This window comes from Novosphingobium sp. BL-A-41-Hi4A-0G, assembly GCF_055521735.1.
Genome location: NZ_CM145501.1, coordinates 2,264,153 through 2,278,140 on the forward strand (window position 1 = coordinate 2,264,153; position 13,988 = coordinate 2,278,140).

Annotated in this window: 17 protein-coding genes; 4 read left to right on the forward strand and 13 right to left on the reverse strand. The window is 62.8% G+C overall.

The window, feature by feature from the left end:
• Positions 1-3 precede the first annotated feature (3 nt).
• From moaA to coxB, 13 genes are all read right to left on the reverse strand, one after another.
• The gene (gene moaA / locus ACZ1JX_RS10960) at positions 4-1,008 is read right to left on the reverse strand and encodes a GTP 3',8-cyclase MoaA (protein WP_465123590.1); all 1,005 of its coding nucleotides are present in this window, start codon (positions 1,006-1,008) and stop codon (positions 4-6) included.
• Positions 1,005-1,775 (reverse strand): SDR family oxidoreductase, encoded by a 771-nt coding sequence (locus tag ACZ1JX_RS10965; RefSeq protein WP_465123591.1) that lies wholly within the window; start codon positions 1,773-1,775, stop codon positions 1,005-1,007. The genes moaA and ACZ1JX_RS10965 overlap by 4 nt, the downstream gene beginning before the upstream one ends.
• Entirely contained in the window at positions 1,775-2,149 is a 375-nt protein-coding gene (locus ACZ1JX_RS10970; RefSeq protein ID WP_465123592.1) for a dihydroneopterin aldolase, read from the reverse strand. The genes ACZ1JX_RS10965 and ACZ1JX_RS10970 overlap by 1 nt, the downstream gene beginning before the upstream one ends.
• Positions 2,150-2,203: 54 nt before the next feature.
• Positions 2,204-3,088, reverse strand: a complete 885-nt coding sequence (locus tag ACZ1JX_RS10975) for a class I SAM-dependent methyltransferase (RefSeq protein WP_465123593.1) — start codon at positions 3,086-3,088, stop codon at positions 2,204-2,206.
• A complete protein-coding gene (thrC, locus tag ACZ1JX_RS10980) occupies positions 3,081-4,487 on the reverse strand; it encodes a threonine synthase (RefSeq protein ID WP_465123594.1) in 1,407 nt (468 codons plus the stop codon). Before thrC ends, ACZ1JX_RS10975 begins: the two co-directional genes overlap by 8 nt.
• A 49-nt stretch (positions 4,488-4,536) precedes the next feature.
• Positions 4,537-5,121: an SURF1 family protein gene (locus tag ACZ1JX_RS10985; protein WP_465123595.1), complete on the reverse strand. Its 585-nt coding sequence runs from the start codon at positions 5,119-5,121 to the stop codon at positions 4,537-4,539.
• Complete coding sequence (locus ACZ1JX_RS10990; protein WP_465123596.1) at positions 5,121-5,492, reverse strand: DUF983 domain-containing protein; 372 nt, start codon at positions 5,490-5,492, stop codon at positions 5,121-5,123. Before ACZ1JX_RS10990 ends, ACZ1JX_RS10985 begins: the two co-directional genes overlap by 1 nt.
• Positions 5,492-6,313 carry a cytochrome c oxidase subunit 3 gene (locus tag ACZ1JX_RS10995; RefSeq protein ID WP_465123597.1) on the reverse strand — a complete coding sequence of 274 codons (822 nt, stop codon included), beginning with the start codon at positions 6,311-6,313 and terminating at the stop codon, positions 5,492-5,494. Before ACZ1JX_RS10995 ends, ACZ1JX_RS10990 begins: the two co-directional genes overlap by 1 nt.
• Before the next feature lie 81 nt (positions 6,314-6,394).
• Positions 6,395-7,036: a cytochrome c oxidase assembly protein gene (locus ACZ1JX_RS11000; protein ID WP_465123598.1), complete on the reverse strand. Its 642-nt coding sequence runs from the start codon at positions 7,034-7,036 to the stop codon at positions 6,395-6,397.
• 1 nt (position 7,037) lies between these two features.
• Entirely contained in the window at positions 7,038-7,211 is a 174-nt protein-coding gene (locus ACZ1JX_RS11005) for a hypothetical protein (RefSeq protein WP_465123599.1), read from the reverse strand.
• Complete coding sequence (locus tag ACZ1JX_RS11010; RefSeq protein WP_465123600.1) at positions 7,208-8,134, reverse strand: heme o synthase; 927 nt, start codon at positions 8,132-8,134, stop codon at positions 7,208-7,210. Before ACZ1JX_RS11010 ends, ACZ1JX_RS11005 begins: the two co-directional genes overlap by 4 nt.
• A 169-nt stretch (positions 8,135-8,303) precedes the next feature.
• Entirely contained in the window at positions 8,304-9,995 is a 1,692-nt protein-coding gene (gene ctaD, locus ACZ1JX_RS11015; protein WP_465123601.1) for a cytochrome c oxidase subunit I, read from the reverse strand.
• A 30-nt stretch (positions 9,996-10,025) separates the two neighbouring features.
• The gene (gene coxB, locus ACZ1JX_RS11020) at positions 10,026-11,024 is read right to left on the reverse strand and encodes a cytochrome c oxidase subunit II (RefSeq protein WP_465123602.1); all 999 of its coding nucleotides are present in this window, start codon (positions 11,022-11,024) and stop codon (positions 10,026-10,028) included.
• A gap of 296 nt (positions 11,025-11,320) precedes the next feature.
• Between coxB and pyrE the strand changes: the two genes are divergently transcribed.
• From pyrE to lepB, 4 genes are read left to right on the forward strand one after another with little or no spacing between them, the layout of a single operon-like run.
• The gene (pyrE, locus tag ACZ1JX_RS11025) at positions 11,321-11,905 is read left to right on the forward strand and encodes an orotate phosphoribosyltransferase (protein WP_144905504.1); all 585 of its coding nucleotides are present in this window, start codon (positions 11,321-11,323) and stop codon (positions 11,903-11,905) included.
• Entirely contained in the window at positions 11,905-12,645 is a 741-nt protein-coding gene (locus ACZ1JX_RS11030) for a pyridoxine 5'-phosphate synthase (protein ID WP_465123603.1), read from the forward strand. Before pyrE ends, ACZ1JX_RS11030 begins: the two co-directional genes overlap by 1 nt.
• Positions 12,646-12,655: 10 nt before the next feature.
• Entirely contained in the window at positions 12,656-13,075 is a 420-nt protein-coding gene (acpS, locus tag ACZ1JX_RS11035; protein WP_465123604.1) for a holo-ACP synthase, read from the forward strand.
• On the forward strand, positions 13,072-13,983 hold the full coding sequence (gene lepB / locus ACZ1JX_RS11040; protein WP_465123605.1) for a signal peptidase I: 912 nt from the start codon (positions 13,072-13,074) through the stop codon (positions 13,981-13,983). Before acpS ends, lepB begins: the two co-directional genes overlap by 4 nt.
• Positions 13,984-13,988 lie beyond the last annotated feature (5 nt).

Consider the following 13,988-nt stretch of genomic DNA (forward strand, 5'->3'; position numbering starts at 1 on the left):
GGTTCAGCCGCCCGTCGTCGACATGTGGCGCGAGACCGCAGGGGCCCCGCCGGGCTTGTCGATCACGAAGGAATGGCGCTCCTGCTTTTCGCCCATGGCGCGGGCAAAGCATTCTGACAGCGCGCCGTCGGAATCATCGGAACGTAGCGCAGCGCGCAAATCCACGCGGCCCTCGCCGCCGAGGCACATGTAGAGTTGGCCGGTGGCGGTGACGCGAACACGGTTGCAACCGGCACAGAAGTTGCCGGTGAGCGGAGTGATGAAGCCGAGGCGTCCGCCGGTTTCGGCGATGTCGACATAGCGCGCAGGACCGCCGGAACTTGCGCTGCTGTCTGTCAGAGTCCAGCTCTTTTCGAGATCACGGCGCACGGCATCAAGCGGGAGGTAATGATCGAACCGGTCACCCTCGACCTCGCCCAAAGGCATGACCTCGATCAGGGTCATGTCGTGCCCTGCCCCGTGCGCCCATTCGATCAGAGAGGGCAGTTCGGCCTCGTTGATGTCCTTCAGAGCGACGGCGTTGATCTTGACCTTGAGGCCCGCAGCCTTAGCAGCAGCAATGCCTTCGAGCACTTGCGGCAGCATGTCGCGGCGGGAAAGCTTGCAGAATGCCTCGCGATCAAGCGTATCGAGCGAGACGTTGATGCGCTTCACCCCTGCCGCCGCGAGATCGTCGGCAAATTCGGCGAGGCGCGTGCCGTTGGTGGTCATGGTCAGCTCATCAAGCCCGTCCCCGAGCTTGCGGCCAAGGGCGCGGACCAGATCGATCATGTCGCGGCGGACGAGCGGTTCGCCGCCGGTCAGGCGGATCTTGCGGACGCCCCGGGCGATGAAGTGGAGCGAGAGGCGGTGCAACTCTTCCAGAGTCAGGACTTCTGCCTTGGGCAGGAACTCCATGCGTTCAGGCATGCAGTAGGCGCAGCGCAGATCGCAGCGGTCAGTCACCGAAAGACGGAGATAGGTGATCCGGCGGGCGAACCGGTCAATCAAGGGCGAAGGCGCTGTCACTTCTCTAGGTATACGAAGTCGCGTGCATAAGATTCAAGGGCTGCGCCTGCATCGACGAACAAAGTCTGCCCGGTAACCGATTTTGCAGCCGCAAGGTAATGGACAGCATCGGCGATTTCGTCCGCGCCGGGCAAGCGTTTGAGCGGCATGATCTCCTCCAGCCTGCGCCATTGCTCGGCATCGTAATCCGCCGTTGGCAGGATAAGGCCGGGGGCCACGCCATTGACACGCACCCTCGGAGCCATGGCCCTTGCCATTGTGCGCACCGAGGCGTGCAGGGCCTGTTTGGACAACGTATAGCTGATCTGGTCGGGCACCGGGTTGAGCACACGCTGATCGAGGATGTTGACCACCGAACCGGTGCGTTCGCCCAAGGCCTCTGCGAATGCGCGCGTCAGCAGCAGGGGGGCAAACAGGTTGACGCGAAAATGCTGTTCGAGTTCCTCCGACGTGATCGTATCGGCACGGTCATCGTGGAACAGCGAGGCGCAGTTCACCAGCAGGTCGGGCGAGCGGCCGGCAAGGGTGGTCACCTCGGCAAGCAGGCGCGGCGGATAGGCCGGATCTTCGAGATCACCCGATACCGGATGGACCACAGCGCCGAGCCATTCGAGCTGCGCCTTGAACTCTTGATCGAAAGTGGAGGCGCGATGGGCGTGGAGGGCAAGGTCCCAGCCTTCGGTCGCCAGCTTTCGGGCAATCGCTCCGCCAATTCGCCGCCAGCCGCCGGTTACCAGCGCGAGCGGCCGGAACAGCGGATCTGCCATCAGGCCTTCCTCTCGCGTTTCAGCGTAATGCCGATTTCCTCGCCGTTCTCGCTGATCGCCAGCTTCACGATCTTCACTTCAATCCACATCACCCGATCATCCTGCAGCATCAGCGTTTCGATGATGTGATCTGCCACGGCCTCGATCAGCTTGAAATGCACCCCCTTGGGCAAACCTTCGGTGGCTGCGAACTTGAGGTCCATGTAATTCTTGCTGGCCGTGAGCGGGCAATCAGGGGTGTACCGGTCCTGTTGCTTGAGCCCGACACGCATCGTGATGCGCAGCGGCTGTGGGCGGCCGGTCTCTTCCGAATAGATCCCGGTGAGGACATCGGTTTCAAGATTGGCGACTTCGAGGATCAGGCTGTCGGACATGGGATGCGCTCTTTGGCACCGGCGCAGGCTCAAGTCCATTGCGCCTGGGGGATTTCAGTTTTTCCAGCGAGCGAAGATCGCCGTGGGCAGGTGACGTCCGCCCTCGCCCTGCTCGCGGATGCAAAGGTCGCCGTGTTCGATCGTTCCGGGCAAGTCCTTCAGCGCTTCGGCCAGCAGCCCGGCAATGGCCAGCGAGGACATTCGCACGGCATAGACGGTGAGGAACAGGAAGCGGCTGTCGGCATCAAGCAGATTTGCGCAATCGACAACGAGGCCGGGGAGGCTTTCCTCAAGCCGCCAGACTTCACCATCGGGCCCGCGGCCGAACTTGGGCGGATCGAGGATAATGCCGTCGTAGCGGCGTCCGCGGCGGACTTCGCGGGCGGTGAACTTGGCGGCATCGTCGACGATCCAGCGGACCGGGCGCTCGGCCATTCCCGAAAGCTGGGCGTTGGCGCGGGCCTGCGCGACGGACTTCTTCGATGCATCGACGTGCGTGACGGGGCCGTATTCGGACAAAGCCAGCGTGCCGACGCCGGTGTAGCCGAACAGGTTCAGGGTCTGCGCTTCCGCTTTTCCTTCAAGGCGTTCGCCCATCCAGTCCCACACCGGGGCCATATCCGGAAAGAAGCCAAGATGGCGGAAGGGAGTACAAGAGGCGGTGAAGCGGACGTCGTTCCAGCCAAGCTCCCAGCCATCGCGGGGTACGGGCCGGTCAAATTGCCAGCGCCCGCCGCCGTCCTCGTCGGAACCGGGAACGAACTCGGCATCGGCGCGCCAATCGGCCGTCCGCGGAGTCCACATCGCCTGCGGTTCGGGGCGGATGAAACGATGCGGGCCGTATTGCTCCAGCTTTCGGCCATGACCAGAGTCGAGCAGGACGAAGTCCGCCCAGCCCTCACCGACCATCAGCTTGGGCTGAAGATCGAGATCAGCCATGTTTGAGCGTCGCGCGCTCGGCAACGTAGGCGGCGACTGCGTCGTACTCGCCGGGGAGGCGGTCGTAGCGCTCCTCGCGTTCGAACAGGTCTCCCACTCGCGACGGCAGGCCGGGGCGCACGCCGGTGGCGCGCTCGACCGCATCGACGAACTTTGCCGGGTGTGCGGTCGCAAGCGTGACAATGGGGATGCCTGCCGGGATGCCCTCGGCAACACGCGCGGCGTGAAGGCCGATGGCGGTGTGCGGGTCCAGCACTTCGCCGCAGGCCTCGTAAGCCCAGCGCATGGCATTGGCCATCTGTCCGGCATCCGCGCGCTCGGAGGTGAACAGTTCTGCCGCCGATTCGCGCTGCTGGTTGGTCAGCTGCATCGCCTTGGTGGCTTCGAAGTGCTTCATCTGCCCGGCCATCGCCGAACCATCGCGACCGCAGCCGTCGAACAGCAGGCGTTCGAAGTTCGAGGAGACCTGAATGTCCATCGAGGGCGCAGCGGTGGGCGTGACCGTGCTGGCCGAATAGTCGCCGGTCGAGAGCGCACGGTGGAGAATGTCGTTGACGTTGGTAGCAACGATCAGGCGCTCGATCGGCAGGCCCATCTTCGCTGCCACGTATCCGGCAAACACATCGCCGAAGTTTCCGGTGGGCACCGAGAACGCAACCTTGCGCTGCGGCGCGCCGAGCTGGAGCGCGGCGTAGAAGTAATAGACCACCTGCGCCATGAGGCGGGCCCAGTTGATCGAGTTCACTGCCGCGATGCCGAAGCGGCTCGTCATCGCGCTGTCGTTGAACATGCGCTTCACCATTGCCTGGGCGTCGTCGAAGCTGCCGTCGATGGCGATGTTGTGGACGTTGGGCGCGATGACCGTGGTCATCTGGCGGCGCTGCACGTCGGACACGCGGCCATGCGGGTGGAGCATGAAGATGTCGACCTTGGCGCGACCGGCGACCGCGTCGATGGCGGCAGAGCCTGTGTCGCCCGAGGTGGCACCGACGATGGTGATGTGATCGTCACCACGCGCGAGGAATTCCTCGAACAGCAGGCCGAGCAACTGGAGCGCGACGTCCTTGAACGCGAGAGTGGGGCCGTGGAAGAGTTCGAGCACCCACTGGGTTTCATCGAGCTGCTTGAGCGGCACTACGGCGGCGTGGGCGAAGCGGCCATAGGCCTGCTCGCACAATTCGAGCAGGCGTTCCGGCGTCAGGCAATCGCCCACGAAGGGCTGCATGATCGTCTGCGCCAGCTTGGCGTAGGGCAGCCCGGCCATCGCGGCGATCTCGTCCGCGCTGAACTGCGGCCAGGTCTCGGGCACGTAAAGACCGCCATCGGAAGCGAGGCCTGCGAGCGTGACGCCCTGGAAATCGAGCGAGGGTGCCTGCCCCCGGGTGCTGACGTACTTCATGGGTTTGCGCGGTTAGCGGCCATGGGGGCAAAGGGCAAGGATTCAGGCGTCAACCGCGCTCGCGCCAACGCTTGCGCAGGGCGAGCACGTAGATGACGAGCGCAACGCCTGCGAAAAAGAACCATTGCACGGCATAGGCGAGATGGTTGTTGGGGATGTCGTTGGGGTCGGGCCTGGCACTGGCGGTGAAACCAGGAGCGGGCGGATCGGCGATCAGGCGGGCAGTGCCGCCGATATAGGGTGCGATCAGGCCGCTGACCTTGCCGCCCTTCCAGTCAGGATGCTGCGGCCCTTGGGTCCAGCCTGCCTGAACATAGGCCGTGCGATTGCCGTCAATGCCGCACAGCACGATGTGGACGTAGCCAGCCTCATCACTCGTGTTGCGACCGGAGATCGAGTTCCATTGCGAGGTGAAGCGGCAATCGACCGTGGCACGGCGAAACAGCACGGCTTCCACTTCCTCCGGGTTTGCCGAGGGGAACGAGGCCTCCACCGAATCGCTCATCGCGGTGGCATAATGCGCGAGCAGGTTCTGCTTCCTCTGGAGGCGCTCAAGCTGCCAGACGCCAAGCCCGATCATCGTCAGGACGGCAGCGATGACGATGACAGTGGAAACGATCGGCACGCGCCGCATTACAGCAGTCCTTCTCTGTCGAGTCGCGCGAACAGCGCCACTGTCTTGGCGAAGCGCAGCGCGCCGGTCACCACAATTGGCACCACGACGCCCCAAAGGGCTATCAATGCCCAGATCGGTAGCTGGATCAAATCATCAAGCTTCAATGCCGCCAGAACCAGCAAGATCGTGACCGGCAGTACGACGACGTACATGCCGCGTCCGCGTGGTTCATGACGCTCGAATTCAAGCGCGCAAGAGCCGCATTGCTCTGTCAGTGCGGCAGGCCCTGCCCACAGCCCCTTGGCGCCGCAGCGCGGGCACAAACCGAAAAGGGCAGCCTGGGTAATTCCCGGCTGCCCCTTCGTTTTCTGGCTTTCGCCGTCTGGCATCAGTGGATCTTGTAGCCCCAGCCGCCCCACACGTAGATGGCGACAAACAGGAACAGCCACACCACGTCGACGAAGTGCCAGTACCACGCGGCCGCTTCGAAACCGAAGTGCTGGCGCGGGGTGAAGTGGCCCTTGTATGCGCGGATCAGGCAGACGACCAGGAAGATCGTGCCGACAATCACGTGGAAGCCATGGAACCCGGTGGCCATGTAAAAGGCCGAGCCATAGGTGTTGGTACCGAAGGCAAACGGTGCGTGCGCATACTCGTAAGCCTGGATCATCGAGAACACGGCGCCGAGGATGATCGTGGCCCACAGGCCCTTCTTGAGGCCTTCACGGTCACCATGGATCAGCGCGTGGTGCGCCCAGGTGAGCGTCGTGCCCGAGCAGAGCAGGATCAGCGTATTGAGCAGCGGCAGGTCGAACGGGTCCATGACCGCCTCGATCGCCTTGGGCGGCCACTGGCCACCGACCACTTCGGCCAGCGTCGAAGGAAACAGCGAGAAGTCGAAGAAGGCCCAGAACCAGCCGACGAAGAACATCACTTCCGAAGCGATGAACAGGATCATGCCGTAGCGCTGGTGAAGCTGAACGACGGGGGTGTGGTCGCCTGCGTGGGCTTCCTTGATGATCTTGCCGAACCACGAGAAGAACGTGACGATCACGCCCAGCAGGCCTGCGAAGAACACGGCATGGCCACCGGCCATCTTGTGCATGTAGAGCACGCCGCCGCTGGTCATCGTCAGCGCCGAGATGGCACCGATGAAGGGCCACACGTCGGGCGGAAGGATATGATAATCGTGGTTCTTTGCGCCGGCCATGATCGCCTCAATTCCCCCAGTCAGTCTGGTCGTAATGGCTAGCCCGCAGCAGGACGCTTCGGGCGCAGTTCACTTGGGCCTTTATCGCCGCACTTGCGCGCGGTCCAGAGGCTTTTCTGCCAAGAGAGCGATAGGCTTGCCCTCAGCAGAATTGCGGGCTTGCGCCGCGCTTTCCGGGGTCTCGTTGAACGTATAGCTCAACGTGATCTCCTCGATGTTGTTCGCGCCCGGATCGTCGAGAATCGCCGGATCCACATAATAGATCACTGGCATGCGCACGTCCTGACCCGGCGTCAGCTTCTGCTGGGTGAAGCAGAAGCACTGAATCTTGTTGAAATACTTGCCTGCCTGTTCGGGCGAGACGTTGAAGATCGCCGTGCCGGTGATCGGGCGGCCGGAAAGGTTCCGGGCCTCGAATGTCGCGATCTTGCGTTCACCGATGCGCAGGTCTTGCGTGACCTGCTGCGGCTTGAACATCCACGGAAGGCCGGGCGCGGTATTTGCGTCAAAGCGGACGCGGATCATCTTGCCTGCAACTTTCACGCCCGCGAGCTTTTCCGCATCTGCGCGCTGGGTTGTGCCACCGTAGCCGGTGACCTGACAGAACAGGCGATAAAGCGGCACCGAGGCGTAGCCTAGGCCAAGCATGGCCAGCGCCCCACCGGCCGCGATCAGGGCGACCTTGCGATTCTTCCGCGCATCCGGCGCGAGCATCGTCGCCATGTCAGTGGTTCCCCGTCACCTGCGCGGCGATTTTCACGATGGAGATCGCGAAGAAAAGGATCGCGAGCGAGCCGAGCACGATGCCCATGACCTTGTTGCGGCTGCGCTGCCGGGCCCGATAGAGCTCGGATTCTTCCTTGGAGAGATGCACGTGATCGAGGGGGTCGTTCATCATTGCCAGCCTTGGACAGTGGCAAGCCGGTCCCCCGCCAGCATGCCGAAAAGGACGAAAAGGTACAGGATCGAGTATCCGAACAGCCGCTTCTCCGGCAGCATCTTGTCGTCCGGACCTGTCTTGCGAAGCCCGACCTTGATCGAGAGCAGCACGAAGACCAGACCCAGCACCAGCGCGGAAACGCCATAGACCCAGCCCGTGCCGCCGATCCACCAAGGTGCGAGCGTGACTGGCAGAAGGAACAGCGCGTAGATCAGGATCTGGCGGCGGGTTGACTTCTCACCCGCCACCACTGGCATCATCGGGATGCCGACCTTGGCGTAATCGATCTGCACGAACAGGGCTAGTGCCCAGAAGTGTGGTGGCGTCCACATGAAGATGATCAGGAACAGCAGCACCGGCATCAGCGTGATGTCGCCCGTGACTGCTACCCAGCCGATCAGAGGCGGAAACGCCCCTGCCCCGCCACCGATCACGATGTTCTGCGGTGTGCGCGGCTTTAGCCAGACCGTGTAGATCCAGGCGTAGTAGAAGATCGAGAAAGCGAGAATCGCAGCAGCGAGCCAGTTCACGCCCAGCCCCATGATCACGATCGAAGCGCCAGACAGCGCAAAGCCGAAGTCACGGGCCGATGTGGGGTCCATGCGACCCGACGGAAGCGGACGCTTGGAGGTACGCTTCATCCCCGCATCGAGATCGGCTTCCCACCACATGTTGAGCGCGGCCGCGCCACCGGCACCGATGGCGATGCACAGGATGGCGGTGAAGGCGAGGACGGGGTGTATCTCGCCCGGAGCGGCAAGAAGGCCGCACAGGCCGCTGAAGATGACGAGCGTCATCACGCGCGGCTTGGTCAGCGCGAAGAAATCGCGCCACTCCGCGGGCAGGGCTACGGTCGAGCCAAGGGGGGGTGCAGAATCCATGATTGGCCGCGCCTATACGCGCAGCGGACGTTCATGGAAAGCGAAAGGGGACGAGGCGAGCCGACACCTAAAAGGGCTGTCCCTGCAGCAATGCAGCGGCAACGAAAAAGGCCCCCGGATCGTGCTCCGGAGGCCCTTTCGTGTCTCAGCCCTTGGGCCAACGACTGGCTCAGTGTGCGTGAGCTACGTCGTCGATCACCGGCAGGGTTTCGAACTGGTGGAACGGCGGGGGCGAGGACAGGGTCCACTCCAGCGTCGTCGCACCTTCGCCCCAGTAGTTGGCTTCAGCCTTCTTGCCCGCAAGGAAGGCGTAGAGGATGTTGATGAAGAAGATCACGATCGAGACGGCCATGATGACGTAGCCGATCGAAGCGATCTTGTTCCAGTACGAGTAGGCCATTGCGTAGTCGGGATAGCGACGCGGCATGCCCTGGACCCCGAGGAAGTGCATCGGGAAGAAGATCAGATTCACGCCGACGAAGAAGATCCAGAACTGCAGGTGGCTCAGGAACTCGGAGTGCATGCGGCCGCTCATCTTCGGGAACCAGTAGAAGAACCCGGCGAAAAGCGAGGTCACCGCGCCCAGCGACAGCACGTAGTGGAAGTGCGCGACCACGTAGTAGGTGTCGTGCAGGTTATCGTCCACGCCGCCGTTCGCCAGCACAACGCCGGTGACGCCGCCCACGGTGAACAGGAAGATGAAGCCGATTGCCCATACCATCGGCGACTTGAACTCGAGGCTGCCGCCCCACATCGTCGCGATCCACGAGAAGATCTTGATGCCGGTCGGCACCGCGATGACCATGGTTGCGGCGGTGAAGTACATCTTTGTGTTCACGTCGAGGCCGGTGGTGTACATGTGGTGTGCCCACACGATGAACCCGACCACGCCGATCGCGACCATGGCGTAGGCCATGCCGAGGTAGCCGAACACCGGCTTCTTCGAGAAGGTCGAGATGATCTGGCTGATGATGCCGAAGCCCGGCAGAATCATGATGTACACTTCGGGGTGGCCGAAGAACCAGAACAGGTGCTGATAGAGAACCGGATCACCACCGCCGGCAGGATCGAAGAACGTCGTGCCGAAGTTACGGTCGGTCAGCAGCATGGTGATGGCGGCGGCCAGAACCGGCAGTGCCAGCAGCAGCAGGAACGCGGTGACCAGCACCGACCATACGAACAGTGGCATCTTGTGCAGGGTCATACCCGGCGCGCGCATGTTGAAGATGGTGGTGATGAAGTTGATCGCGCCCAGGATCGAGCCAGCGCCCGAAAGGTGGAGCGAGAAGATCGCGAAGTCGACAGCAGGACCGACCGAACCCGAAGTGGAGAGCGGTGCGTAGACCGTCCAGCCCGTACCAGCGCCAATACCGGTGCCACCCGGCATGAAAGCCGAGAGCATGAGGGAGCAGAAGCCCACGAACGTCAGCCAGAACGAGACGTTGTTCATGCGCGGGAAGGCCATGTCCGGCGCGCCGATCATGATCGGAACGAACCAGTTCCCGAAGCCGCCGATGATCGCGGGCATGACCATGAAGAACACCATGATCAGGCCGTGCGCGGTGATCAGCACGTTCCACATGTGGAGCGTCTGGTTGAAATCGGCAGCATTGCCGCCGACGAAGTTGGTCCACCAGCCGAGGTACTGGATACCCGGCTCGGCCAGTTCGGCGCGCATGATGCCCGACACGGCTCCGCCGATGATCCCCGCGAAGATCGCGAAAATCAGGTAGAGCGTACCGATGTCCTTGTGGTTGGTGGACATGAACCAGCGGGCAAAGAAGCCCGGCTTGTGGTCATGATCGTGGTCGTGCGCATCGTGATGCGCATCGAAACCTTCGTTTGCGGGAATGGTGGCCATCTCGGTCAAACCTTGTCCATGAACTTCGCGTCAGGCGGCAGGGGCGGCAGGAGCCGCACCCACGGTGCCGCCGGGCTGGGTCTTCACCCAGGCCTCGAACTTGTCGCGCGGCAGGGCTTCCACCGCGATCGGCATATAGCCATGACGGGCGCCGCACAGCTCGGAACACTGGCCGTAATAGAGGCCCGGCTCCTTGATGAAGAGCACCTTCTCGTTGATACGGCCCGGAACGGCGTCGAGCTTGAACCACAGCGACGGCACGGCAAAGGCGTGGATCACGTCCGAACCGATGGTCTGGATGCGGATCGGCTCGCCAACGGGAACGACCATGCGATTGTCGACCGCGAGGTGGCCCGGCTCACCGGCCTTGAGCGCATCTTCTTCCGACAGCATGTTCGAAATGACTTCGAAACCGCCGTTATCGGGATAAGTGTAGCCCCAGTACCACTGGTACCCGGTAACCTTGACCGTGACCGCACCCTTAGGAGCAGGCTCGTATTGATGAGCGAGCAGCCTGATCGACGGAACAGCGATGACCACAAGGATCAGCACCGGAACCAGCGTCCAGACGACTTCAATCAGCGTGTTGTGGCTGGTCTTGGAAGCGACCGGGTTCGCACGCTTGTTGAAGCGGGCAGCCACAATCACCAGAAGGATCAGCACGAAGATCGAGATCGCGACGATGATCGGCATGAGGATCACGTCGTGCATCCACAGCGCCTGTTCGCCAGTCGGCGAGTACTGGTCCTGGAAGGTCCAGCCCTTGTCCACCGGCTGACCCTTGCCGGGCGTCGGCTTCATCGGGGAGTAGTACCCCTTGTCAACCGGAGCGGCTTCGGCAGCGGGGGCAGGAGCCGCAGCAGCGGTAGCAGGCGCGGCGGCAGCAACGGCTGCCGAATCGCTGGCTACAGCCGCAGGCGCCTCAGCAGCAGCCGGCGTAGCCGGTGCAGCAGCCATCGCCTGAGCTCCGAAAGTCAGCGCAGCAGCGACGCCAAGGGTCCGGCCAAATGTCCGGAAAGCTTTGCCCATGGAACGGGCGGTATCGGCAAGACTCATCGTCAAAGTTTCCGCTTTTTCCCTGTTTGCGCGCTTGTTGCGCTGCATCAGGAAGGTGCTCTCGCCCCTTCCCTAAGTCCCTCGATTGGAGCGGCCTATACGCGTAGCTGTCACAAGCCTCAAGCCGCAGAACGCATATTTTTCATGGGGCTTCCATGGCCATTCGGGCAAGGCGGTAACACTCGGTTACACATGGGTTCGAAAAGGGTTGCCCCGGGCGCGGGCAAGGGCCATTTGCGGTGCATTGCAGCAGTATTTCAGGCAGAACGATGCTCGAAGACGAGATCCTTTCCGAATTCCGCGCCAGCCAAGCCCTGCTCGAGGGACACTTCCTCCTCTCATCGGGCCGGCACAGCGCACATTATCTTCAGTGCGCGCGCGTCCTGATGGACCCGATGCGCGCATCGCGCCTTGCTGCGGCAACCGCACAGAAGATTCCGCGCGAGCTTCGCCAGCAGATCCAGAAGGTCGTGGCGCCAGCGATGGGCGGCGTGATCATCGGCCATGAGATGGGTCGCGCGCTCGGAGTCGAGGCGATGTTCGTCGAGCGTCCCACTGGCACGTTCGAGCTGCGCCGCGGGTTTTCGCTCAACCCGGGCGAGAAGGTGCTGATGGTCGAAGACGTGGTCACCACCGGGCTTTCCAGCCGCGAGGCGATCAAGGCGATCGAGGAAGCTGGCGGCGTGGTGATTGCGGCTGCGTCTCTGGTCGACCGTTCGGCAGGCAGCGTCGATCTCGGCGTGCCCTTCTTCCCGCTCGTCGCGCTGAACTTCCCGACTTACGCACCAGACGAGTTGCCGCCCGAACTCGCGGCGACTGAAGCGGTAAAGCCAGGCAGCCGGGCCAAGCCCTGATGAACGTGCTTGTACCGGGCCGCCTCCGCCTCGGCGTCAATATTGATCACGTGGCGACGATCCGCAACGCGCGCGGCGGGGATCATCCCGATCCCGTGCGCGCGGCGGAGATCGTTGCCAGCGTCGGCGGAGACGGCATCACTGCACATTTGCGCGAAGATCGCCGACACATCCGCGACGAGGACCTTGCGCGGATTCAGGCGGCAACCAACCTGCCGTTGAACCTCGAAATGGCGGCGACGGAGGAGATGGTCGAGATAGCGCTGCGTCACAAGCCGCATGCCGCCTGCATCGTGCCCGAACGGCGCGAGGAACGCACCACCGAAGGCGGGCTGGACGCTGCAGGCCAGCATAACCGACTCGCACCGATCGTTTCGCGCCTCAGAGATGCAGGCATCCGCGTCAGCCTGTTCATCGCCCCCGAAGCGCGCCAGATCGAAGCTGCAATGAAGCTCGGCGCGCCAGTGGTTGAACTCCACACTGGTGAATACGCCCACGCGGATGGCGAGCAGCGCGCAGTGGAACTCAGGCGGATTGCAGATATGGCCGCACTCGCTGCTCGCAATGGGATCGAGCCGCATGCAGGCCATGGGCTGACTTATGAAAACGTTCAGCCGATTGCAGCGATACCGCAGCTCGCGGAGCTGAACATAGGGCATTACCTTATAGGCGAGGCGATCTTCGTCGGGCTGGAGAGCGCGGTCCGGAGGATGCGCGACCTGATGGATGAGGCTCGGTGAAGGCGATCGCATGATCATCGCCATCGGCTCTGACCTCTGCAACATTGAACGCATCCAGAACTCGCTGGATCGCTTCGGCGAGCGGTTCATCAACCGCGTATTCACCGATGTGGAAAAGGCGAAAGCCGCGCGCCGCCCCTATACCATGGCCGGAACGCTGGCGAAGCGGTTTGCAGCCAAGGAAGCTTTCTCCAAGGCGGTTGGAACCGGGTTCAAAGCCGGGGTGTTCATGAAAGACATCGGGGTGGTCAACGCCAAGTCCGGTGCGCCCACTCTCGCGCTGACCGGCGGTGCATCAGCCCGCCTTGCCGCCATCACGCCCGAGGGATACCAAGCCGTTGTCCACCTTACACTGACCGACGATCATCCCTGGGCACAGGCCTTCGTGGTGATCGAGGCCCGCCCCCTTGCTGAAAAGCTCGACGCTTGACCGAACAGCCGTCCGACCATTCGCCCGAACAGGTCTCCCCTCCCCCACCCCCGCCCGGCGGCGTGGATTGGTGGGCCGAGATTCGAGGGCTCTTCCTAATGCTGCTAGCAGTGGTCACCTTCCACAGCCTGATAGCGAAGCCCTTCTACATCCCGTCGATCTCGATGATGCCCAACCTGCTGGTGGGCGACCGGCTGATCGTCTCGAAGTATCCCTATGGATGGTCGTGGGTCTCGGCCTCGTTCCACGTCCTGCCGCGCGGGCAGGAGCGAATTCTGCCGCGGACGCCGGAGTACGGCGACATCGTCATCGCGGTTCCACCTGACCGTGATGAGGACTACATCAAGCGCGTTGTGGCTCTTCCCGGAGACCGAATCGCGGTGATCCACGGCCAGATCATCCTAAACGGCAAGCTCGTGCCGCAGCAGGCGGAGCCACCGGTACAGATTCCGGCGGACCCGCAACTGAGCTGCGATGGCGCGCCTTGCTACGACATGTTCGAACGCTACCAGACGCGGCTTGCCGATGGGCGCGAAGTCTATGAGTTGCCCGCCTTTCGCGAGACATTGCCCAACGGCGCGAGCTACGTGATCATCGATCACATGGACCAGATGCTGGACAACTATCCGGAAACGCGCGTGCCTGAAGGCCATGTCTTCCTGATGGGCGACAACCGTGACCATTCGGCAGACAGCCGTGCTCCGATCGAGGAACGGGGACTCGGCGGACCGGTGCCGCTTGCCAATGTCGGCGGGCGAGCGGAATTCGTCACGTTCTCGCTCGATGGCAGCGAAAACTGGAACCCGGCGACGTGGTGGCCTGCCTTGCGCGACGGCCGTGCGTGGACCAGACTGCGGCCTGAAATTCGGCGCCAGCCTCTACCCGATGGCAAAACAGGGGAGCCTTGAAACGC